Annotated in this window: 20 protein-coding genes; 10 read left to right on the top strand and 10 right to left on the bottom strand. The window is 65.4% G+C overall.

What is annotated here, in order from left to right; all coding sequences use genetic code 11:
* Positions 1-104: 104 nt before the first annotated feature.
* Positions 105-737, bottom strand: coding sequence for a cyclase family protein (locus RJT37_RS09500; RefSeq protein ID WP_313683881.1), 633 nt, complete (start codon positions 735-737; stop codon positions 105-107).
* A 153-nt stretch (positions 738-890) separates the two neighbouring features.
* On the opposite strand from RJT37_RS09500, the gene RJT37_RS09495 reads away from it, so the two are divergent.
* Complete coding sequence (locus RJT37_RS09495) at positions 891-2,387, top strand: sodium:solute symporter family protein (RefSeq protein WP_313683879.1); 1,497 nt, start codon at positions 891-893, stop codon at positions 2,385-2,387.
* Complete coding sequence (locus RJT37_RS09490; protein ID WP_313683877.1) at positions 2,387-2,614, top strand: hypothetical protein; 228 nt, start codon at positions 2,387-2,389, stop codon at positions 2,612-2,614. Before RJT37_RS09495 ends, RJT37_RS09490 begins: the two co-directional genes overlap by 1 nt.
* 59 nt (positions 2,615-2,673) lie before the next feature.
* Here RJT37_RS09490 and RJT37_RS09485 read toward each other — a convergent pair whose 3' ends face one another.
* Positions 2,674-3,636 (bottom strand): NrpR regulatory domain-containing protein, encoded by a 963-nt coding sequence (locus RJT37_RS09485; RefSeq protein ID WP_313683875.1) that lies wholly within the window; start codon positions 3,634-3,636, stop codon positions 2,674-2,676.
* A gap of 224 nt (positions 3,637-3,860) precedes the next feature.
* On the opposite strand from RJT37_RS09485, the gene RJT37_RS09480 reads away from it, so the two are divergent.
* The 4 genes from RJT37_RS09480 (at position 3,861) to rbcL (ending at position 8,630) form a co-directional block, all read left to right on the top strand.
* Complete coding sequence (locus tag RJT37_RS09480; RefSeq protein ID WP_313683873.1) at positions 3,861-4,058, top strand: hypothetical protein; 198 nt, start codon at positions 3,861-3,863, stop codon at positions 4,056-4,058.
* Position 4,059: 1 nt separating this feature from the next.
* Positions 4,060-5,076 (top strand): agmatinase family protein, encoded by a 1,017-nt coding sequence (locus tag RJT37_RS09475; RefSeq protein WP_313683871.1) that lies wholly within the window; start codon positions 4,060-4,062, stop codon positions 5,074-5,076.
* Between the two features lie 111 nt (positions 5,077-5,187).
* Positions 5,188-7,209 (top strand): DEAD/DEAH box helicase, encoded by a 2,022-nt coding sequence (locus RJT37_RS09470; protein ID WP_313689927.1) that lies wholly within the window; start codon positions 5,188-5,190, stop codon positions 7,207-7,209.
* 113 nt (positions 7,210-7,322) lie between these two features.
* Entirely contained in the window at positions 7,323-8,630 is a 1,308-nt protein-coding gene (rbcL, locus tag RJT37_RS09465; protein WP_313683869.1) for a type III ribulose-bisphosphate carboxylase, read from the top strand.
* A 42-nt stretch (positions 8,631-8,672) separates the two neighbouring features.
* Here rbcL and RJT37_RS09460 read toward each other — a convergent pair whose 3' ends face one another.
* The 6 genes from RJT37_RS09460 to RJT37_RS09435 form a co-directional block, all read right to left on the bottom strand.
* Positions 8,673-9,302, bottom strand: a complete 630-nt coding sequence (locus tag RJT37_RS09460; RefSeq protein ID WP_313683867.1) for a DUF2238 domain-containing protein — start codon at positions 9,300-9,302, stop codon at positions 8,673-8,675.
* Positions 9,303-9,387: 85 nt separating this feature from the next.
* Positions 9,388-10,368: a ribose 1,5-bisphosphate isomerase gene (locus RJT37_RS09455; protein ID WP_313683865.1), complete on the bottom strand. Its 981-nt coding sequence runs from the start codon at positions 10,366-10,368 to the stop codon at positions 9,388-9,390.
* A gap of 91 nt (positions 10,369-10,459) precedes the next feature.
* Entirely contained in the window at positions 10,460-10,897 is a 438-nt protein-coding gene (gene trxA / locus RJT37_RS09450) for a thioredoxin (RefSeq protein WP_313683863.1), read from the bottom strand.
* 102 nt (positions 10,898-10,999) lie between these two features.
* Entirely contained in the window at positions 11,000-12,007 is a 1,008-nt protein-coding gene (locus RJT37_RS09445; protein ID WP_313683862.1) for a sodium:calcium antiporter, read from the bottom strand.
* Between the two features lie 684 nt (positions 12,008-12,691).
* Entirely contained in the window at positions 12,692-13,540 is an 849-nt protein-coding gene (locus RJT37_RS09440) for a DUF8172 family protein (RefSeq protein WP_313683861.1), read from the bottom strand.
* A gap of 133 nt (positions 13,541-13,673) precedes the next feature.
* A complete protein-coding gene (locus RJT37_RS09435; RefSeq protein WP_313683859.1) occupies positions 13,674-14,609 on the bottom strand; it encodes an A/G-specific adenine glycosylase in 936 nt (311 codons plus the stop codon).
* A 126-nt stretch (positions 14,610-14,735) separates the two neighbouring features.
* Between RJT37_RS09435 and RJT37_RS09430 the strand changes: the two genes are divergently transcribed.
* Both RJT37_RS09430 and RJT37_RS09425 read left to right on the top strand, forming a co-directional pair.
* Positions 14,736-15,059, top strand: a complete 324-nt coding sequence (locus tag RJT37_RS09430) for a ribbon-helix-helix protein (protein WP_313683857.1) — start codon at positions 14,736-14,738, stop codon at positions 15,057-15,059.
* Between the two features lie 87 nt (positions 15,060-15,146).
* Complete coding sequence (locus tag RJT37_RS09425) at positions 15,147-15,407, top strand: BolA family protein (RefSeq protein ID WP_313689817.1); 261 nt, start codon at positions 15,147-15,149, stop codon at positions 15,405-15,407.
* Positions 15,408-15,451: 44 nt separating this feature from the next.
* On the opposite strand, the gene RJT37_RS09420 is transcribed toward RJT37_RS09425, so the two are convergent.
* The gene (locus RJT37_RS09420) at positions 15,452-17,086 is read right to left on the bottom strand and encodes a potassium channel family protein (RefSeq protein ID WP_313689815.1); all 1,635 of its coding nucleotides are present in this window, start codon (positions 17,084-17,086) and stop codon (positions 15,452-15,454) included.
* Positions 17,087-17,221: 135 nt separating this feature from the next.
* Between RJT37_RS09420 and RJT37_RS09415 the strand changes: the two genes are divergently transcribed.
* Positions 17,222-18,634 (top strand): class II fumarate hydratase, encoded by a 1,413-nt coding sequence (locus RJT37_RS09415; RefSeq protein ID WP_313689813.1) that lies wholly within the window; start codon positions 17,222-17,224, stop codon positions 18,632-18,634.
* Positions 18,635-18,682: 48 nt separating this feature from the next.
* On the opposite strand, the gene RJT37_RS09410 is transcribed toward RJT37_RS09415, so the two are convergent.
* A complete protein-coding gene (locus RJT37_RS09410) occupies positions 18,683-19,768 on the bottom strand; it encodes a helix-hairpin-helix domain-containing protein (protein WP_313689811.1) in 1,086 nt (361 codons plus the stop codon).
* A 116-nt stretch (positions 19,769-19,884) separates the two neighbouring features.
* On the opposite strand from RJT37_RS09410, the gene RJT37_RS09405 reads away from it, so the two are divergent.
* Positions 19,885-20,049 carry an HVO_2901 family zinc finger protein gene (locus RJT37_RS09405; RefSeq protein WP_313689810.1) on the top strand — a complete coding sequence of 55 codons (165 nt, stop codon included), beginning with the start codon at positions 19,885-19,887 and terminating at the stop codon, positions 20,047-20,049.
* The last annotated feature ends 200 nt before the right edge of the window (positions 20,050-20,249 follow it).

Below are 20,249 nucleotides of genomic sequence, written 5' to 3'. Positions count from 1 at the left end.
TGTTCGAACTTTTTGCGGCGCAAAACGAGGGAGAGAAGCGATCTCTATTGCCTGAGAGTGCCCAGTTGAATGGAGATCCCAAGGTGGCATACTAGTTCCGGGATTCAGACGACGCCGACCGCGCGGATCGGGGCACCGTCGCCGCCGAGGGCCAGCGGATAGGCCCGCAACTCGAAGTGATCGACGACCGCCTCGAGGCCGGTGAGGTTCTCGACGATCAGACAGTCCGCATCGAGCAGCGTCTGATGGGCCGGGAGCCCGTCCGGTTCGTCGGCGGACGCCGCGTCGGTCGGCGTCGGATCGGGGTTCAGCGTGTCGGAGGCGACGGCCAGCCCCCTCTCGACGCAGCGCTCCGCGGCCGCGGGCGACAGATACGGATGGTCGAGATATCGATCCGTCCCCCAGTGGTCGTCCCAGCCGGTCCACAGGACCAGACAGTCGGCCTCCTCGTCGGGGACTCGCTCCGGCGGGACGGGCTCACGCGGGCCGAGATCGCGGCAGTCAACCCGGACTGCGTCGAAGACGAACTGATCGATATCGTACGCTTCGAGGGTCTTTCCGTCCGGAAGCACGTGCGCGGGCGCGTCGATGTGAGTGCCGGTGTGGCTGCCGAGTTCGACCGCCGACACGCGGTACCCGTCGGCATCGTGGGAGGCGTAGTCGTGAACCGTCACGTCAGGGTCGCCTGGGTAGGTTTGCATTCCCGTCTCGATCGGATGGGTCAGATCGATAGCCATCGGAGCGGAGTTCGTGGCGCGGGTACGTAAGCCATGCCACTCCTTTCCACAATATTTATATACCTGGTTAAACTTTGCACCTTTTGATATGGTAATATATTACCACCATCGGCGGCGGGCGGACGGCCAGCGCGCAGCGCGGGGTGACGGACCGTGGTAACACAGCTTACGGGCGGTGCCCTGCTGGCGGTGTGGGGGATCGCGATGATCGCCTTGAGTTACTACATCTACCAGCGGCAGTCAGTCACCGACACAGAGGAGTTCATCACCGCTGGGGGGCGCGCACAGCTCGGATTGACGACAGCCTCCTTTGCGGTCACCTGGATGTGGGCCGGGGACATCCTCGGGGTCCCCCAGTACGTCGGGATCACCGGCGTCGCGGGGATCTGGATGTACGCCGCGCCCGCGGTCCTGTCGTCGTTCGTGGTCATCCCCTTCGCCCTGCGGATGCGGAAACTGTTCCCGCAGGGGTTGACGTACAGCGAGTACTTCATCGAGCGATTCGGGAAGTGGGCGCACCTCGCGGTGATCCTGGTCATCCTCTACACGATGGTGCTCGGCGGGGTGATCCAGTTGTTCGTCGGGGGAAGCGTCATCGGCGGCCTGACCGGCATCGACCCCAACATCGTGATGGCGGTGCTGATGGGCGTCATCGGGATCTACATCCTGCTCGGCGGCCTCTGGGGGTCGATGACGACCGACTTCGTCCAGTTCGTCAGCGCGCTCGCGCTGACGCTCGTCTTCGTCCCGTTGCTCCTGGTCGAGGCCGGCGGCCCGGGGCAGGTGTACGAGGGGATGGTGACGAACCTCGGCGAGCAGTCGGCGCAGTTCCTCTCGATGGCGAATTTCAACGCTATCGAGGGGCTTTTCCTCCCCTACGCGCTCGGCCTCGGCGTGTGGGGCGTGGTGTCGCTGGCGACGTGGCAGCGGGTGTTCGCCGTCCGCCGGGACAAGACCTCCCGGTTCCTCACTATCGGCGGGATCGGCGTGTTCACCACGATCGCGATGTACTCCGTCATCGGCTTCGTCGGGCTCGCGGCGTTCACCGACGTGGCCCCGGGCAACCTCTCGATCGAAGCACTCGGGCTCCTGCCCGACTGGGCAGCGATCATCTTCCTGCTCGTTGCGCTCATGGTGCTCGGGTCGTCGGTCGACTCGTATCTGACCGCGATCGCGAGTCTCACCTCGCGTGACATCTACTACCGTCACCTCAACACGGACGCCTCCGACGACCAGCAACTCAGAGTCGCTCGCGGTGCCTCGATCGGTTTTGCTGCCGTCATCTTCGCGGCGACAGTGTTCGCGCTCGGCTCGATCAGCTTCGTCCAGCTGCTCTTGATCGGCGGCATCGGCGCGTCGGCGCTGGTCGGCCCCTTCGCGCTCTCTTTGTTCTGGACGAAGGCCTCCCAGACGGGCTTTGTCACCGGTGTGATCGTCTCCCAGCTCGTGACGGCGTTCCTGCTTGCGGCCAGTTACGACGTCGTCGTCACCAGCCCGACGCTCAAGCTCTGGGAGATCATGGCCGTCGGCCACCTCGTCTCGACGGGGCTCACCCTGCTCGTCAGTGCGGCGTCGCCGGACGACTTCCGTTTCGAGTCTATCGCACAGGAGGGCTCGGCCGTCGTTACCGACGGAGGTGACGACCAATGATGAGCAAAGGCCTCTTCACGGGGATGATCGTGCTGTTTTGGGCCGCGGAGGCGCTCTTCGGCGCGCTCGTCCTCTACTGGTTCGTCACCCAGGGCTTCGACAGCGACAAGGATACCGCCAGAGACGGGCCGGTCGAACTGGAGGACAGATCAGTGACCCTGCGCTCGTTGGGGATGTGGGCCGCGTTCTTCGCGGCGATCATCCTCGGGATCGTCGTCGGCGCCTGAACACAGGAGAGTTTGCCTCGCCGCCCCGATCGTCTCGTTTCTGCTTTCTGCTATGGTGATCACAATCGCTCGCGGAGAGCAGGCGCTGGCTCGAACGTGCTCCGGGGTCGCAGGCCGTCGAGGGAGTCCCACTCCGAGAGCAGGCCGTGTTCGTGCAGCAGCGCGAACGCCATCTCGCCGACGCCGCCGTAGGTGCAGGAAGCGAACTCCCAGCCCTGCGTTCCGGCCGGGACCTGCCCGGATTCGCGGGGACGACGGAACGACAACACCCCGCCGATCCGGTCGCGCGTCGCCGTCGAGAGGTCCTGCGCCTCGTCGAAGCGAGTAAGCGGGAACTCCCGGCTGTCGACGATCAAGACGCCCTCGCTGTCGTGCAGGATTCCGTCCACGTCGGTGCGATCGGCCTGGACGAGCAACCGCACCACGTCCATCGTCGATCCCTCGCCGCTGATGGCGTCGATGTAGCGGGTGATCTCCCCGTCGTACTCCACGAGCCCCGCGGTCACGAGCCGTGCATTGATGCCGCGGGAGAGCAACACGCCGTCGATCGTGATGCTCGACGGGACCGCGAGCTTGACGGTGCGACCGCGTTCGACGACCGAGACGGGGACCGGGCCCACTTCGGATTCGTGAAGTGAAGTCAACAGGTCGAAGGCCTCATCGACGCGTGCTGCCGGCACGCGGCCGGCTCCGGCGACGACTTCCCCCCCGTCCTCCGCGGGATCGTACGTCACCTCGCTGGTCAGCGTGGCGATCCGTTCCCGGATCCGTTCGAGCCGACCGCTGACGTCCCCCCGTTTCAGTTCCTCGCGGCCCTCCGAGGTTAGCTTTCGCCCTTTCCCGGATACCTTCTCCGTCAGATTCTGGTCGTCGAGTTCCGAGAGCAAAAGCCGAATCGTCCGGTCTTTGATCGAGTAGCCCCGCTGTTGCATCAGATCGACGAGCCGGATGCTCCCGATCGGTTCGTTCTCGTCGATAAGACGGAGCAGGTCGTATCGCCGTCGTTCGCCCCCTGACGCCATCGGTTACTCCTATAGAGGGGAGGCCCGATTAAAAACCCTCGACACTGCTCGCTGGAGTGGAAACGGATTACCGTATAAAGTGTTTTTCAGATACAACGTTCGATTGGCTGCCGGTTCCGTTAAACACGCGCCAGTAATCTCTGGAGCGGAAATTTCTCACCTCAAGATTTTTGAAGAGGTCGACACAACGCACCGGTAACGGTGGAATACGAGTTCCAGATACAATGTCACGACAAGCAGACTCATCACAACTGGCCGGACGGTACATTCGCAAGCAGGGACGCAGTATCGGCGTCGAGGGGTCCCACCGGAACCTGCAGCGGTTCCAGCCACCGCTGACGGTATCCCGTGACCACCTCCAGTGTACCGTCGAGCGCCTCCAAACAACGATCGAAGCCAGCCAGGACGAACCGAGTATCTGAGATGGAAGACGAAACACAGGACAGTCGGGCGACAGCCTTTCGCGAGTCGACCCCCGGAAGCGCCGTCGAACTGCCGTACGCCGGCTTCGAGACGTTCCTGAAACGGGACATCGCCGACGTCGAGGACGTCGCCGGCGCCGACGTCGCCGTCCTCGGGGCACCCTACGACGGAGCGGTCAGTAATCAGCCGGGGGCGCGCTACGGCCCCCGTGCTCTCCGCCGTGCCAGCGGGTGGCTGGCGTATCTCTCCGGATACAAAGGCGGGCTGACGAACATCCGAACCGGCCACCAGGTCGACTTCGGCGCCCTGGACCTGGTCGACTGTGGCGACGTCCCCGTCTTTCCGATGGATCGGGAGACGACCGCCGAGTCCATCGCCGCACACGTCGCCACCGTCGCCGCACAGGACGTGATGCCGGTCCTCCTCGGCGGCGATCACTACTGTACGTTCCCGTCGTTCCGGGGATTCGCCGAGGGGGGCGGCCACGACACCGTCGGCCTAGTTCAGATCGACGCCCACACCGACACGGTCGCCGAGAGCGCGCTCCACGGCGAGCACTTCCACGGCTCCTCGACGCATCACATCGCCGACTCGCCGCACACCGACTACGAGCACGTCTCGCAGGTCGGAATCCGCGGCTACGAGTCCCCGGACTTCTTCGAGTTCGCCGACGAGAGCGGCCTCTCGCTTTTTACCATCCGTGATGTCGAGCGTCGCGGGATCGAGGCGGTCGTCGAGGATGCGATCGCGGCGGCCGCTTCCGATGCCGACGCGGTCTACGTCACCTTCGACATCGACTCGGTGGAGCCGTCGGTCGCGCCGGGCACCGGGACGCCCGAACCGGGCGGGCTGAGCGCCTCCCAGGCGCTTTCGGTGATGGAGACGCTCGGCACGCACGACGCTGTCGGTGCCGCCGATCTGATGGAGGTCGCCCCCACGCTCGATCCGACGGACAACACCTCGCGGCTCGGTGCGTACCTGCTGACGACGCTGCTCGAACAGCAGTTCGCTCGGTAGGACGCGAGCCGTCACCACTCCATCCACAGCGCAGACGACTGCCCGGACCGAGTACTTCTCGACCCCGAAGGTGCCGCGAGTTTTTATGTGATGACGGTCCCACCCACGGATGTGCACGTTCGGGACCTCCCCGTCTCCGCCGCTGTCCGCGAACACTACCGCGCCTCGGGCATCGAAGAACTGTATCCGCCGCAGGCCGCGGCCGTCGACGCGGGCGTCACAGCGGGGGCAAACGTCGTCGCCGCCATCCCGACGGCGTCGGGGAAGACGCTGATCGCGGAACTGGCGATGCTGACGGCCGACGGCCCCGCCCTCTACGTCGTCCCGCTTCGCGCGCTCGCACGGGAGAAGTACGATTCCTTCGCGGAACTCCCCGGTGTGAGCGTCGGCATCTCGACGGGCGATTTCGACTCACCCGCGGAGGAACTCGGCGACGAGGACGTCGTCGTCGCGACGGCCGAGAAGGTCGACTCCGCGATCCGCAACGGCGCCTCGTGGGTGGAAGACCTCGCCTGTGTCGTCGTCGACGAGGTCCATCTGCTGGGCCGGGAGCGCCGCGGCCCGACGCTCGAAGTCACCCTGGCGACGCTGCAGCGACGAGCGCCGGGCGTCCAGATCGTCGCGCTCTCGGCGACGGTCGATAACCCCGAGGACGTCGCCGCGTGGCTCGACGCCGAACTCGTCGAATCGACGTGGCGGCCGGTCGATCTCCGGACCGGCGTCTACGACGGCGACGGCGTCCGCTTCGACGATGGGTCGACGCTCGGTGTCGACGTTGGCCCCGTGGGGCCAAACGAGGAGATGGACACCGAAGTCACGGCGGCGCTCGTCGCCGACGCCGTAGACGACGGCGGGCAGTCGCTTTCGTTCGTCCGGTCGCGTCGCGAGGCGGAGTCGCTGGCGGCCCGCCTCGCCGAGGAGGACCTCGGTGGCGGGGAGGGGAAGGAAAGCGACCAATCGAAAGACGCCCGCGACGACCTCGCGGAGGCGATCCGCGCGGTCGACGGCACGTCGACGGCCCATCGACTGGCGGATGCCGCCGAGGCCGGGGTCGCGTTCCACCACGCCGGCCTCGGGAGCGATCACCGTGCGCTCGTCGAATCCGCGTTCCGCGAGCGCAATCTGGCGGTGATCTGTGCCACTCCGACGCTTGCGGCGGGCGTCAACGTCCCCGCGCGTCGCGTCGTCGTCCGGGACCTCGAACGCTACACCGGCGAGGAGATGGCGGAACTCCCTGTACTCGAAGTCCACCAGATGTGCGGCCGCGCCGGACGGCCCCACCTCGATCCCTACGGCGAGGCGATCCTCGTGGGCAACGAGCGCACCGCCGACGACCTCCGCGAGCGGTACGTCGAGGCCGGCCCGGAGGCCATCGAATCCCAACTGACCGCCCGGGAGGCGCTCCGGACGCACGTCCTCTCGGTCGTCGCTTCGGGCTTCGCCGACTCGAAAGCGGGCGTGCTGGATCTGCTCGACGCGACCTTCTTCGCCCACCAGTCGCCGGACGTCGACCTCTCGGGGCTGCTCGACGACGTCGCGGCCGAACTGGCCGCGATGGAACTGCTCGACGTCGAAGAGGGGGACGTTAACAAGGAGGACGGCGGTGAGTGTGCAGCGCTCGCTGCGACCGACCTCGGCGGGACGGTCTCCCGGCAGTACGTCCGTCCCGAGACGGGTGCGGCACTCGCGGCCGGAGCGAGAACGATCGAATCGATGACCGAGGAGACAGTCACCGCACTCACGGCGCTGGGTGTCGTCTGTGCGACGCCGGACATGCGCGGGACGTACCTCGGGAACCGCGAACGCGCCGAGATCTACCGGTTCGCCTCGCAGCACGCCGCCGAGTTCACCACCGCCCCGGACGAGGCGGAGGACTTCGAGGCGTGGCTCCGTGCGGTCAAACTCGCCCGCCTTTTGACGGAGTGGAGCGAGGGGGCGACGATCGAGACGCTCGTCGATCGGTACCGCGTCGGCCCCGGCGACGTCGAATCGCACGTCGAGCGCGCGCGGTGGCTCCTCGGTGCGGGCGACGCCGTCGCGCGGACGCTGGGTGTCGATGTCGAGATCTTCGGGACGGTCCGAGAGCAGCTCCCTGCGGCTCCGGGAGGCGACGGAGAGCCGCCACGTCGGTGACCCTGCTCAGTCGAGCGATCTCGACGGCGCCTGGGAACTCCCGGGCGGCCCCGACGATCTCGATCGAAATCGACGGCGGATTTTATATCCGCTTGTCGCGAATTTCGAGCGGGATGACCGGAATCACTTACGAGGACTTCATCGACCTCTCGTACGAGCCCGCGCCCGCGGATCTCGTCTGCACGTTCCGCATCGTGCCCGCCGAGGGGATGGACGTCGAAGCCGCAGCCTCCCGGGTCGCCTCCGAGTCGTCGAACGGGACGTGGGCGGCGTTGCCGACCGGTGAAGGGTTCACCGATATGGGCGCGACGGCCTTCGACGTCGACGCCGGAAGCGACGATACCGGCAGAGCCATCACCGCCGCGGACCCCCGCGTGGCGGACGACACCACCGAGATCAGGGTCGCGTACCCCGAGGGCCTGTTCGAACCGGGCAGTATGCCCCAGGTCCTCTCGTGCATCGCGGGCAACATTATGGGGATGAAAGCCGTCGACGCGATCCGACTGGTCGACTGCGAGTGGCCCGAGGGGCTCGCAACGTCGTTCCCGGGGCCGCAGTTCGGCTCGGCGGTCCGGTCGGAAATCTTCGGCGTCGAGGATCGGCCGATCCTCGCGACGGTGCCGAAACCGAAGGTCGGGCTCTCGACCGAACGACACGCGGAGGTCGGCTACGAGGCGTGGACCGGCGGAGTGGATCTGCTGAAGGACGACGAGAACCTCACCGATCAGGCGTTCAACCCGTTCCAGGACCGCCTGATCGAGAGCCTCGCCCAGCGGGACCGCGCCGCCGAGGAGACCGGCGAGCCGAAGTCGTATCTCATCAACGTGACCGCGGGCACGAACGAGATGCTCGAACGCGTCGACCAGGTCGCCGCCGAGGGCTGTGAGTACGTGATGGTCGACGTGATCACGACGGGCTGGGCGGCCGTTCAGACGGTCCGCGAGCGCTGTGCGGAACTCGGGCTGGCGATCCACGCCCACCGGGCGATGCACGCCGCCTTCGACCGCCTGCCGAACCACGGGGTCTCGATGCGCGTCCTCGCACAGATCGCCCGACTCGTCGGCGTCGACCAGCTCCACACCGGCACGGTCGGCCTCGGAAAACTCGCAAACGAGGACACCGTCGGCATCAATGCGTGGCTCCGGAAGGACCTCTATGGCCTCCGGGACGTCCTCCCGGTTGCCTCCGGCGGTCTCCACCCGGGCCTCCTGCCCGATCTCCTCGACGCGACCGGGACGAACGTCTGCGTGCAGGCCGGCGGCGGGATCCACGGCCATCCCGATGGCACCCACGCAGGGGCGAAAGCGCTCCGGGCGGCCGCAGACGCCTACGCGGCGGGCATCTCACTCGACGCGAAGGCCGAAGAGAGCCCGGCGTTGCAGACGGCGATCGACGAGTGGGGGACGGAGACACCGCGGTAGAGGACGGAGACACCGCGGGGGGACGCCACGAGAGGAGGGACGCTATCGGTACGAGCCTCGGTCCGAGTCTGTAACCGATTCGGGGTCGGGGTCGCCGAACGCCTCGGCGGCGTCGACGCCCACGCGGTTCCGATAGGCCGCTGTGGCGACCGCGAAAACGCCCGCTCCGGCGGTGTTGACGACGAGGTCGACGACCGTGTCGACGACGTAGAATTCGAGCGACCAGTGGTGCCAGAACCGCTTGAACAGGAACTCGTAGACCTCGAAACCCGCGCCGATCGCGAGCACTGCGGGAACGACCCACAGCGGCGCGCGGAGCGTCTGTCCGCGGAAGGTGAACGCGAGCAGCGCCGCGACGCCGAGGCCGCCCATCGCGTGCGTTAGGAGATCCCACCACGGGATCACGGTGTAGACGTTGTAGATCACCCCGCCGAAGTGCAGGCCGGTGACGAGCACTGACCAGAGCGCAATCGCTGCCCACGCGGCAGTCAGGTGGTCGCCACGCGGGAGTTCACGACGGAGCCGTGTAGCCAACCGCGTCGGCCACGAGCGGAGGGGGCGGTGCGTCGGATACCCGGCCGTCCGGGTCGTTGCCCACGTCGCGAGGAGCGTGAGGAGGAGGGAGCCGACCCCGACGACCAGTTTCGGGGAGAGATGCGGGGGCGTCGCCATCGCCCTGCAGTCGCCGACCTGTGGGTAAAACTCTTCTGTGCCCGGGAGAGCCGTCGCGACCGGCGCTTCCCACCGTCGGGTCCGATTACGGTTCCTGCCAGGGCTCGTCCGTTCCTTCGCCGAACAGATCCCGCATCAGCGTGACGATGCTCTCCGGGGGGAACTGGCCGCGTTCGGTGACGATCGCGTCGACGTATCGCGGCGGCGTCACGTCGAAAGCCGGATTCAGGACGGTCGGGTCACCGATCTCCGCTGCGGTCGCCTCGTCGACGATTTCAGTTTCGTCGCGCATCTCGATGTCGACGATGTGGCCGGTGAGCGTGTCGGGGTGAAGTTTGATCGTCTGGGCCGCACAGACGATTGGAACCCCGCGATCGCGGGCGTTGACCGCGAGCCCGCTCGTGCCGATCTTGTTGATGACCGACCCGTCGGCGGCGATGCTGTCGGCGCCGACGAGGACGTGATCGGTGTCGTCGAGATACCGTCTGGCCGCGGAGTCGACGATCAGCGTGACATCGACGCCCATTTCCGAAAGCGCTTCGGCAGTGATGTGACCCTGGTTCCGCGGTCGGGTCTCCTTGACGAACGCCGATAGCGACTTCCCCTGTTCGACGGCGGTTTCGACGCAGGCGAGGACGTCCGTCGAGTGACAGTGCGTCATCACCGTGTCGCCGTCGCGGAGGCGGTGTGCCCCGACGCGGCCCAGATCGTTCTGTGCGGTGTCGAGTCGGTCGCAGAACTCCGAGACGCTCGCGCGGACGCTCGCCCGGAGCTGGCCGATCGTGTCGCCGTCGACATCCTGGAGGACATATCGGAGCGCATTCGGGAGGCTCACCGCTGTCGGGCGGGTGTCGTAGAGGACGCGGGCGGCCGCGCGCAGTTCCGCCCGGAATTCTGCGGGCGTCTCGGCCGTGCTGGATTCGGCCTGTGTCCCGAGTGCGCGCGCGGCAGCGTCGGCGATCGTCGCCGCGCCCCGAATCTCCATTGTGCCGATGTCCTCGGCGACGCGGTGGACGTCCTCCACTACCCGATCCGCCGGATCGCCGTCGATGCCGTGGTCGGCCATACCTGTCGTTCGAGGCGCTGACCAATAAGAACGGGTGTCGGTGGGGTTAGTCCCGGAGCCGCGATCCCGAGTGCTGGCCGAAGCCGCCGGCCTAGAGGTACTGCTCGATCAACGAGCGGAGCGTCGACTCGTCTTTGACACCCACGATCTGCTCGACGGGGTCGCCGCCACTGAAGAGCAGGAGCGTCGGCACGCCACGGACCTGGTACTGCTGGGCGAGTCCCTGATTTTCGTCGATGTCGACCTTCGCGACAGCGGCGTCCGTCGACTCCGCGAGTGACTTCACCGTCGGCTCGATCATCTTGCACGGACCACACCATTCCGCGTGGAAGTCGACGAGCACGACGTCGTATTCCGAGACGACGTCCTGGAACTCGCCGACGCCGTTCACGTGGATCGGTTCAGCGGGTACCACGTTCTCCTCGGCCTCCTCGTCGGCTTTCGATCCATCGTTCAGTTCCGACGCCAGTTCTTGGCGTTTCTGCTCTCTGATCTCGTCGAGCGTCTCGTCGGATTGTGACTCGCTCATCACCTCCCGCTACGGAGGGCAGTAATAAAACAGTTTTGCAAGTATTCAACAATACAACTGGGCGGTGTATGTGACAGATTATTACGGCCGCAACCGGGGCGATCAGATCCCACGGACCGTCTCGACCGCCCCGACAGTCTCGAGGGTCATCCAGAGGAGAAACAGCCCATAGAGAGCCAGGAAGCCGTAGGCTTCGAGATCGGTGAGTTCCAGGTCGGTCCGGACGAAGATGATAAACACGATCGACGCGAGCGTGAGAAACCCCATCGTCGGGATCGCCACGCGGAAGTCGATCGTCGCCGACCCGGCCAGGAGAATCCCGACCGGGATTGCCACGAGGAGGTTGAACGTGTTGCTACCGAGCACGTTCGTGAGGCTCGTCACGTCCTCGTCTCGCTTCGCCGCACGAATGCTGACGATGGCGTCCGGGAGACTCGTCGCCGCGGCGAGGACGGTCAGTCCCCACAGGAACGAGGGCGTGCCGAACGTCGCGCCGAACGAGAGCGCGGCGCGCACGAGCCCTTCGACGCCGACGCTGATGAGCGCCAGGGCGAAGAGCAGCGTCGCCCAGGTTCGGCGCGGATCCACCTCGGGCGCGCCGTCGGCGACGTGGTCACTCGCGTCCGCGTAGTGCAGGAAGACGTAGACACCGTATGTCGCAAGCGGGAGGACAGCTAAGGCCGGCGTCAGGATAGCTGCGCTGTTGGTCCCGCCGGGAACGTAGGTCGCCCCGAGCGCGAACACGAGAAACAGGATCAGCACGCTGATGATGTAGAACTGCGCGTCCTTGTGGACGATATCGCGCGTCGCCCCCAGGGTCTCACTAGAGAGTGCAGACAGCGCAGGAATGACGAGAAGATTGAAGATCGCGCTCCCGACGATCGCCCCGACGCCGAGGGAGAACTCCCCGTGGACGACCGTGCTGATAACGACCGAACTGAGCTCGGGAAAACTCGACCCGACCGCGACGACGATCGCGCCGTGAACCGCCACCGGGAGCCGGTAGTACCTGCTGAGGCGTTCGGCCGCCCCCTCGAAGAGCCCGCTTCCCTTCCAGATGACGGCTGTCCCGACGACTGCGAGCAGCACGGAGACGGCGAGGCCGGCCATTGGGAACGCATACCCAGTGCGGGGTGAAAGAGGTGTTCCCTTTCGCTACTTGCGAGAGCAGCGGGGTCGCAGGCGTGGCACAACGAGGGTGCGAAGCAGACGGGACACTTACTTGAAGAGCTTATCGTACTCCGCCTCCGGGAACCGTACCTGAATCTGAATGGTATTCGAGCGGTGGTCGGAACCAGGGACGGGATCTTCCGCAGAGAGGAACTGAACAACGTCCTCCCCGACTGGAGAGACGTCACCGTTGATGAGCTCCTGTAGGCAATCGGCATTCCCTGCTACGCGTTCGTTTCAGTAATCACCAGGTTTAGCGCAGGTGAGTACGTAAGGGCAAAACGCCCCGAAGGCCTGAAGGCAGGAATATGGGCATAGGATCTGAACCCCGTCTACTCGATGTCTCGTCTTATTTATACTCAGAAGTCGTCGAGTTGGCTCTGCTTTCCGAGCTCTGCAACAACCCGCTCTTCACACGTGTCGCTTAACTGGTCTTTCATCCTCTTGGTAGTCGGGAAAGGTTCTTATGCAGGAACCGCCTCGGTTAGAATAGGCCCGACTGGAGGCTTCAACGATGACCTTTCAAGAACGACTCCGCTCGATAGAAGAGCGGTACGACGTAAGCGAGAGCGAATATGCCCGGGAGCTTGGGCGCACTGTCGCGGACCTTCAGGACTAACGCGGTTATTCTGCCTTTTCGAGGAACGAGACGAACTCTGCTTTTCGGGTTCCTTCGGTACTGAGGAGTTCGTCGTGTCCAGCACGGGTGACAGATTCGGTGAGGAAGTCTGTACAGAGTTCAGTGTGCACATCCCCATAGTGCGCGTACGCTTCTGAACGAGTGAAATCGAGGTCGTACTCTGCAAGAACGATCTCGATGCCGTTCTTCCGGACAACGGTGTCACACCCCCACTCAGAGAGTAACGAGAACGCCGTCGTATTCCGCCGAACCGTGAGAAGCCGCTTCGATTCGGCAATGTACTCGTTGACCCAGGTCTTCCAGCCGTACGCTTCGGTCGCAAAGTCCGGAAAGGAGAACCCGGTTTCGATGCTCTCCAAGTACCACTGAGCCATACTGATCGAAGTCCGGTGGTTCGCGTTGGGTAGCGCGTGTTTCAGAACCAGCGTAGACATAAGTTGCCCTGCGACATCGACGGCAGTACCGGTCCAATCGACGTGTGCGATAGCGTTGGGGATTCGCCCTAATTCGATTTGCTTGTAGATCTCCAGCTTCTCTTCTTTTTCCAGTTCCTTTTCCTCGACAATCTCCTCGAAAATCTGGAGCAACCGCACTGTAATCGTCCGATCCTCTGGTGACATCTCATCGAGTACCTCCTCAAACTCGTCGTCGAGATCATCGACGGTACCACTCGCCCCACGATTCGTATACAACACAAAGAACTCCCCATCGAAATCGTAGTGCTCAATAATCGCATCTTTCCCAGATGTCGTTATCTCATCCCTGTTCTGAGTGACATACGCGAGAGAATATTGAGAATCCTCGGGATGATGGTAATAGACACGGGCAGTCATCCAATCAGCGTAGGCGATAGACCAAATTAAAACACACTACATCCAGAGGAGGGTACGCACGTTCGGACATACTACTGCCCTATATGAGTCGTTCTGTGGCTCTGGAAGGGCAGGCCAGCGAATCTAAATCGGACTATCGGAGTCTGGCGGATATCTGATCGTCCCCTTCCTCGACCTGGACGAGACCGTCCTCAGAGAGGTCCGAAAGGAGATCTCGAAGCCACTCGCGGCCGTGCTCACCGTCGGGCGTGTAGTCAACTCGTATCCGATGTCCGAGCGTGTCTAGGTCCATCTCGTCGTGTTCGCCGAGGAGCCGAACAATCCGCCCGCGGAACTGCCGACGGCTCCCCTCGAAGCTCGGCTGTGTGGGCACGTCAGGCGCGGTGAAGTCACCAGTCTGGTACGCGTGACACCACTCGCGCCACGGGCACCCGGCCTCGTCACACCGTGGTTTCTTCTCGCACGCGACGCCACCCAGTTCCATCATCGCGTTGTTCCAGACCCGGGATTCGCCAGCGGGCAGCAGTTCGGCCGCGGTCGCCTCGAACGCCGCGTCGTCGTCTGCGACGTCGAAGGCGCGGTAGAGGACACGCTTGACGTTCGTGTCCACGACCGCGTTGCCGTTGTTGAACGCGAAGGAGGCGACGGCGTTGGCGGTGTAGGGGCCGACGCCCATCAACTCCGAGAGTTCCTCGGGCGTCTGCGGGAACTCGCCGTCGTACTCCTCGCTCACCTGTCGCGCAGCTTCGTGAAGGTACCTCGCCCGGTTGTTGTACCCAAGCGAGTGGTCGCTCCAGAAGGCGACGACGTCGGCGCGATCGGCTGCCGACAGATCCGCCGCAGTCGGCCAGCGGTCGAGGAAGTCCTCCCAGGCGTCGACGACACGACCCAACTGCGTCTGCTGGCTCATCACCTCCGAGACGAGGATCTCGTAGGGATCGTCGGTCTCGCGCCACGGGAACTCGCGGTGGTCGGCCTCGTACCACGAGAGCAGGGCGTCGCGGATCGACGCCAGATCGTCGGCCGGAACCGCCGCCGTCGCGGCCTGGGAGGCGTCCTCGTCGGTCATCGATAGTCCCTGTGGGCTCGCGGGATTTGTGGATTCTGATCGGGGCGTGGCGGTTCGACCCTGGCCTCGGCGGGATCGCGCACCCGAGGCGAAAGCCGTTTGCCCACGCCACCCCAGCCTCGGGGTATGAGCCTCGATGCTCTCACTGAGGACGTCGAAACCGCCTACGCCGACATCGACGAGGAGCAGTCGGTGTCGCTGGACAGGGAGACCCGCCACGAACTGGCGATGCTGGCCGCAGCGTTCGGCACTGAGGAGACCGACGAGCTGTTGCGGCGGGCAGTCCATCTCCTCTTCCAGACGACGGTCGATCGCGGCACGCTGGATTTCCACCTCCGACAGGACTACGACGTGACATACGACGAGTATCTCTCGGGGATGACCTTCGAGGAGATGACGGGCGCCGATCAGTACCCCCAGCGCGACGACGAGCGCCGGTATCAGATGTAGTCGCCCCCGTCAGCGAACCCAAGTAGAATCGCTGTCGCCACAGCCCCGAGCGGAGGGCTTTATTCCTTGGCGCCGCTCAGACCGCGTATGGAAACCGACGAGGTCGAACGACGTATCGAAGCCGCGATCGACGACGCGGAGGCGTCAGTCTCGCTCCCGCGTGTCCCCGACGAGGACCACGAGGACGCCCACTTCGCCGCAGTCGTCGTCTCGCCGGCGTTCGAAGGGCTCTCGCTCGTCGATCAGCACGAACTGGTGTACGACGCGCTGGGCGAGGCGATGACGACCGAGATTCACGCCCTGGAGTTGAAGACGTACACGCCCGAGGAGTACCGCGAATCGAACTGATACTGTCGCTCGCGGCTGTTTTGTGACCGACACCACCGCTGCAGTCACACGAACAGACGCTCGAACTCCCGGATGCTCTCGTCGGTCCCGGCGACCACGAGTTTGTCGTCGGTGCCGATCCGGGTGTCCGGCCCGACGTCGGTCAAAACATCACCGTTGCGCTCGATCGCGACCACTGTACAGCCGGTTCGGGCGCGAATATCCGCCTCCGAAACACTCTGTCCCGAGAGTTCGGGAGCCTCCATCCGAACAACTTCGATCTGTTGATCGAGCGAAAGTACGTCCCGTTCCGTCAGGATCTGTGAGGCGATCATCCGACCGGTGACCGTCGCCAGCGACAGGACATAGTCCGCACCCGCGCGGAACGTCTTCGGGATCGTCGGGCGCTCCTCGACGCGGGCGATGATCTCGATCTCCGGGGCCAGATCCCGAACCACGAGCGTCGCAAACTCCGTCGTCGTGTCGTCCGGCAGCGCGAGCACCACCGTTCGGGCGCCCTCGATACCGGCCTCGACGAGCGTCTCCGGATCGGTCGCGTCGCCGACGACGTCGACGCCCTCGCCCTCGGTCCGATCGACCGTCGTGAACGGGACACCGGCCTCTTCGAGCGCGGTCGCGACCGTCTGACCGACCTCTCCGTAGCCGAGGACGATTGTCTCTCCCGTCCGGAACCGGCGGAGTTGCGCCCGGCTCAGTTCCACGAGGCGTTCGAGCTGTTCGGAGTGGCCGGAGACGAAGAGCACGGTCCCGGCTGTCAGCCTCGTGTCCGGCGTCAGGACAGCGTTAAATTCGCCCTGAAACCAGGCGCCGAGCACGTTGACGCCGGTCTTCTCCCGGATCCCGCTGTCGGCGAGCGTCGACTCGGCGAGTTCGCTCCCGTGGCGGATCGGAATCTCTGCGAGTTCGATGTCGTCGCCGATCTCGATCGCCTCGTCGATCTCCGCGTTCATCGCCGTGGTCACCTTCGCGGCGAGGCTCCGGCCGAGCAGCGACCGCGGCGAAAGCACCTGGTCGGCGCCGGCCAGCCGGTGGTATCGCTCTCTGTCGGGGTCCTCGACGACGCTGACGATCCGGACGTCCGCGGCGAGTTCCTTCGCGGCGAGGACGATGCTCGCGTCGACCTGATCCGAGAGGTCTGCGACCAGCGCCCGCGCTGTGGGGAGGTTCGCCCGCGCGAGTCCGTTTGTCGACTCGGGATCCGCCCGGATGACGCGGTGGCCGTCCTCGTATAGTTCGACCGCCCGATCACGGTCCCCCTCGATGATCACGTACGGCACGTCGAGGGAGTCAAGTTCCGACGTGAGTGCCTCCACCCGCGAGGTGTCCGAGCAGATCACCACGTGCTCCGAGAGCGACTCCTCGACCGCCCGCGGGACCGTCGTCGAGAACGCGTTCTCCAGAAACGGCGTCGCCAACACCGGCAGCGTCCCGATCAAGAGTGCCATTCCGACGAGATCCATCACGGCGATGAACACCTGCATCTGCGGCGCCGTCCACGGCGAGTCGCCGCCGAACCCGGTGGTTGTGAACATCTCGACGACGACCTGCAGCGAGTGGAGGAAAGTCACCGGATCGTCCTCCCAGACCCGCATCCCCCACTGGTAGGCCAGTGCCGTGAGTACCATCACCGTGGCGAGGAACACGGTGTAGCCGACCACCCGACGTTTCCACGCGTTCACGGTTACGAGAGAAACGGTGAATTCTCTTAAACCGTCGGAATCGCGCTTCCGCTCCGACGCTGAGCGTCGTCGATACGAGGTCCCGCGCGACGCGAACCGACGGGTTTTACGCGCCGGCCGGCCGTCCCTCCGAGTATGTCCGACGACGACGAGTACCGCATCGAGCGGGACAGCCTCGGAGAGATGCAGGTGCCGAAAGACGCCTACTGGGGCGCCCAAACCCAGCGAGCGATCGAGAACTTCCCCATCTCGGGGATCGCCTTCGGCCGCCGCTTCGTCCGGGCGCTCGGGATCGTCAAGAAGGCCGCCGCAGAGGCCAACCGGGATCTCGGCCTCGTCGACGACGAAATTGCCGACGCCATCGTCGACGCCGCCGACGAGGTCATCGCGGGCGAACACGACGACCAGTTCCCGGTCGACGTCTTCCAGACGGGCTCGGGCACCTCCTCGAACATGAACGCGAACGAAGTGATCGCCAACCGCGCCGCGGAGATCCTCGGCGAGTCGATCGGCGACCGGACCGTCCACCCCAACGACCACGTCAATTTCGGACAGTCCTCCAACGACGTGATTCCGACGGCGATGCACGTCTCGGCGCTCGAAGCCGTCCAGAAGGATCTGATCCCGGGGCTCGAAACGCTCGCGGATTCGCTCGAAGCGAAGGAGTCTGAATTCGACGGCGTCGTCAAGACGGGCCGGACCCACCTGCAGGACGCGACGCCGGTCCGCCTCGGCCAGGAGTTCGCCGGCTACCGGACGCAGGTCGAGAAGGGGATCGAGCGCGCGGAGGACGTCAGCGACCACCTCGGCGAACTCGCGCTCGGCGGGACAGCGGTCGGGACCGGCCTCAACACCCACCCGGAGTTCCCCGAGCGCACCGCGGCGTACATCTCCGAGGAGACGGGGCTATCCTTCCGCCCCGCGGACAGCCACTTCGAGGCGCAGGCCGCCCACGACGCGATGAACGAGGCCCACGGCGCGCTCCGGACCGTCGCCGGATCGCTGAACAAGATCGCAAACGACCTCCGACTGCTCGCCTCGGGGCCGCGGAACGGTCTCGGCGAGATCGAACAGCCGGAGAACCAGCCCGGCAGTTCGATTATGCCCGGGAAGATCAACCCGGTCGTCGCGGAGGCGGTCAACCAGGTCCACAAGCAGGTCGTCGGCAACGACGCCGCCGTCGCCGCCGGGGCCGCGGAGGGACAGATCGATCTGAACCTCTACAAGCCCGTCCTCGCGCACAACTTCCTGCAGTCCGCGGCGTTGCTCTCGAACGCCGCCGAGACGTTCGCCGAGCGCTTCGTCGCGAAACTGGAAGCCAACGAGGCCGTCTGCGAGGCGCAGGTCGAGCGGTCGATGGCGCTGGCGACGGCGCTGAACCCGACGATCGGCTACGACAAGGCCAGCGAGGTCGCGAAGACCGCGCTGAAAGAGGACAAGACCGTCCGCGAGGTCGTCATCGAAAAGGGCTACCTCACCGAGAGCGAGGCCGACGAGGTGCTCGACCCCGAGACGATGACGCACCGCGGCATCCTGGGCGACGAGTGAGCCGCGGTTTGGCGGGTCGGCCCCGAACCGCAACCTCTCGCCGACCTGTTAGTCGTCCAGAAGCTCCGCCGCACCTTCCTTGATCCGCGCGGCGGTCGCCGCCCCGACGTAGTCGACTGCTTCGAGTTCCTCCAGGCTCGCCCCCGACACCTCCAACGGTGTCGAGTAGCCCGCCTCCGAGAGGAAGTACGCCATCCGCCCGTCGACAGCGTCGATGTCGGCCACCGACGGCCCGTACTGCCGCAGGAGCGTCTGGCGCGCCGCAGACGGGGGAACGCCCGCCGCTGCGAGTTGCGACAGCGCCGCCTCGAAGAGCGACGCCTCCCGTCCCGTCTGTCGGGCCAGTTCCTCGGCCGTCGAGGGCCCGTCGTCGAGGTGTTCCCGGGCGCCCTCGACGGCGACGGTCGCCGTCGCCTCGCTGAACGAAGGGACCGCCGCAAGGTCGGCCGGGCGCGTCTCAGCCAATTCCGCGATCGAGTCGAACCCGGCGGCGCAGAGTGCATCCGCGCGTTTGGCTCCGATACCGGGGATCTCGCGGAGTTCAGAGTCGGTCTCCTCGTCCTCCTTCTCTGTCCCGTCGTCGCCGATCGTCTGTTGATCGGCCGGTCCATCGTCGGTCCGGTCGGCGGGTTCGACTGCCTCTCCGGTGCGCTCGCCCAGTTCGGAAGCTTCCCCAGACCCCTCCTCCGAGGTGGCTTCCTCCTCGAAGATCCCGTCGGGAATCGTCGGCAGTTCGGTCACCGGGACGTCGTCGGGGTCGATGTGTCCCGAGAGGCCCGTTGTCTCGATGACCCGTGTCACAGTTTCGAGTCGTACTGCAGGGACGCGTGTCGTCCGCAAGTACTCCGCCACAGCCTCTCGGTCCGTCTCGCCAGCGGGCGCGTTCTCCGGAAGGTCCGCCAGGACTGACTCGTAATCCCGCTGGTGGGGAAACCAGGCGTCTCCGGTCGCGACGAGGACGCGGACGATGGGATCCGGGACGACGTCGCGGCGTTCGTATCCGAGCCTGTCCCGCAGGAGCGACCGCCCGCCGTCGCGGAGCGAGAGTTGATACCGTCCACCGGGAAGCGACACCTTCAGCTTCGTCGCGCCGGTCGTATCTTCGATCAGTCGGGGCCGGTCGTATCGGGTCACGTCTTGGGGTTCACCCGGTACAGGATAAATACCGGTTTGGCGGAACGACAGGATCAGTGTGGTCCGATCATCGGAAGATCGATACGTTGATACACGATTCCGTCGAATATCGCCGTATGCAGGGTCTCCAGTATAGTCGCGACCGCGGTCGCGACCTCCTCGAATGCCGACACTGTGGGGCGACGTTTCCGGAAGGGAAGGCGACGACCGACGGGTGGCACTACGCCTGTCCCGAGTGCGACGAGGGCAGCGGCATCGGCGACGGGCTGCGACGGCTGTAGACCTCGGCCGCCAGCATCGGCGACGGACTGCGACGGCTGTAGGCTTCGGCTGCCGGATCACGCGCCGACTTGCAATGACCGCAGGCGTCGGCCGCCGGATCACGCGCCGACTTGCAATGACCGCGGGCGTCGGCCGCCGGATCACGCGCAGACCTGGGGACCGCTCGGCGCGGACTGAATGGTTTTTACGCCGGGGGTTC

It is taken from the genome of Halobellus marinus (genome assembly GCF_032113415.1).
Taxonomy (GTDB): Archaea; Halobacteriota; Halobacteria; order Halobacteriales; family Haloferacaceae; genus Haloquadratum; species Haloquadratum marinus.
This window is presented reverse-complemented; position numbering and strand designations above follow the sequence as displayed.

Bases quoted from the DNA above. Each gene is read 5' to 3' on its own strand.
- RJT37_RS09480 (WP_313683873.1), top strand. From the start codon at position 3,861: ATGTCACGACAAGCAGACTCATCACAACTGGCCGGACGGTACATTCGC.
- RJT37_RS09475 (WP_313683871.1), top strand. From the start codon at position 4,060: ATGGAAGACGAAACACAGGACAGTCGGGCGACAGCCTTTCGCGAGTCG.
- RJT37_RS09435 (WP_313683859.1), bottom strand. From the start codon at position 14,609: ATGACCGACGAGGACGCCTCCCAGGCCGCGACGGCGGCGGTTCCGGCC.
- RJT37_RS09425 (WP_313689817.1), top strand. From the start codon at position 15,147: ATGGAAACCGACGAGGTCGAACGACGTATCGAAGCCGCGATCGACGAC.
- RJT37_RS09430 (WP_313683857.1), top strand. From the start codon at position 14,736: ATGAGCCTCGATGCTCTCACTGAGGACGTCGAAACCGCCTACGCCGAC.
- trxA (WP_313683863.1), bottom strand. From the start codon at position 10,897: ATGAGCGAGTCACAATCCGACGAGACGCTCGACGAGATCAGAGAGCAG.
- RJT37_RS09440 (WP_313683861.1), bottom strand. From the start codon at position 13,540: ATGACTGCCCGTGTCTATTACCATCATCCCGAGGATTCTCAATATTCT.
- RJT37_RS09415 (WP_313689813.1), top strand. From the start codon at position 17,222: ATGTCCGACGACGACGAGTACCGCATCGAGCGGGACAGCCTCGGAGAG.
- RJT37_RS09490 (WP_313683877.1), top strand. From the start codon at position 2,387: ATGAGCAAAGGCCTCTTCACGGGGATGATCGTGCTGTTTTGGGCCGCG.
- RJT37_RS09500 (WP_313683881.1), bottom strand. From the start codon at position 737: ATGGCTATCGATCTGACCCATCCGATCGAGACGGGAATGCAAACCTAC.
- RJT37_RS09455 (WP_313683865.1), bottom strand. From the start codon at position 10,368: ATGGCCGACCACGGCATCGACGGCGATCCGGCGGATCGGGTAGTGGAG.
- RJT37_RS09445 (WP_313683862.1), bottom strand. From the start codon at position 12,007: ATGGCCGGCCTCGCCGTCTCCGTGCTGCTCGCAGTCGTCGGGACAGCC.
- RJT37_RS09405 (WP_313689810.1), top strand. From the start codon at position 19,885: ATGCAGGGTCTCCAGTATAGTCGCGACCGCGGTCGCGACCTCCTCGAA.
- rbcL (WP_313683869.1), top strand. From the start codon at position 7,323: ATGACCGGAATCACTTACGAGGACTTCATCGACCTCTCGTACGAGCCC.
- RJT37_RS09460 (WP_313683867.1), bottom strand. From the start codon at position 9,302: ATGGCGACGCCCCCGCATCTCTCCCCGAAACTGGTCGTCGGGGTCGGC.
- RJT37_RS09485 (WP_313683875.1), bottom strand. From the start codon at position 3,636: ATGGCGTCAGGGGGCGAACGACGGCGATACGACCTGCTCCGTCTTATC.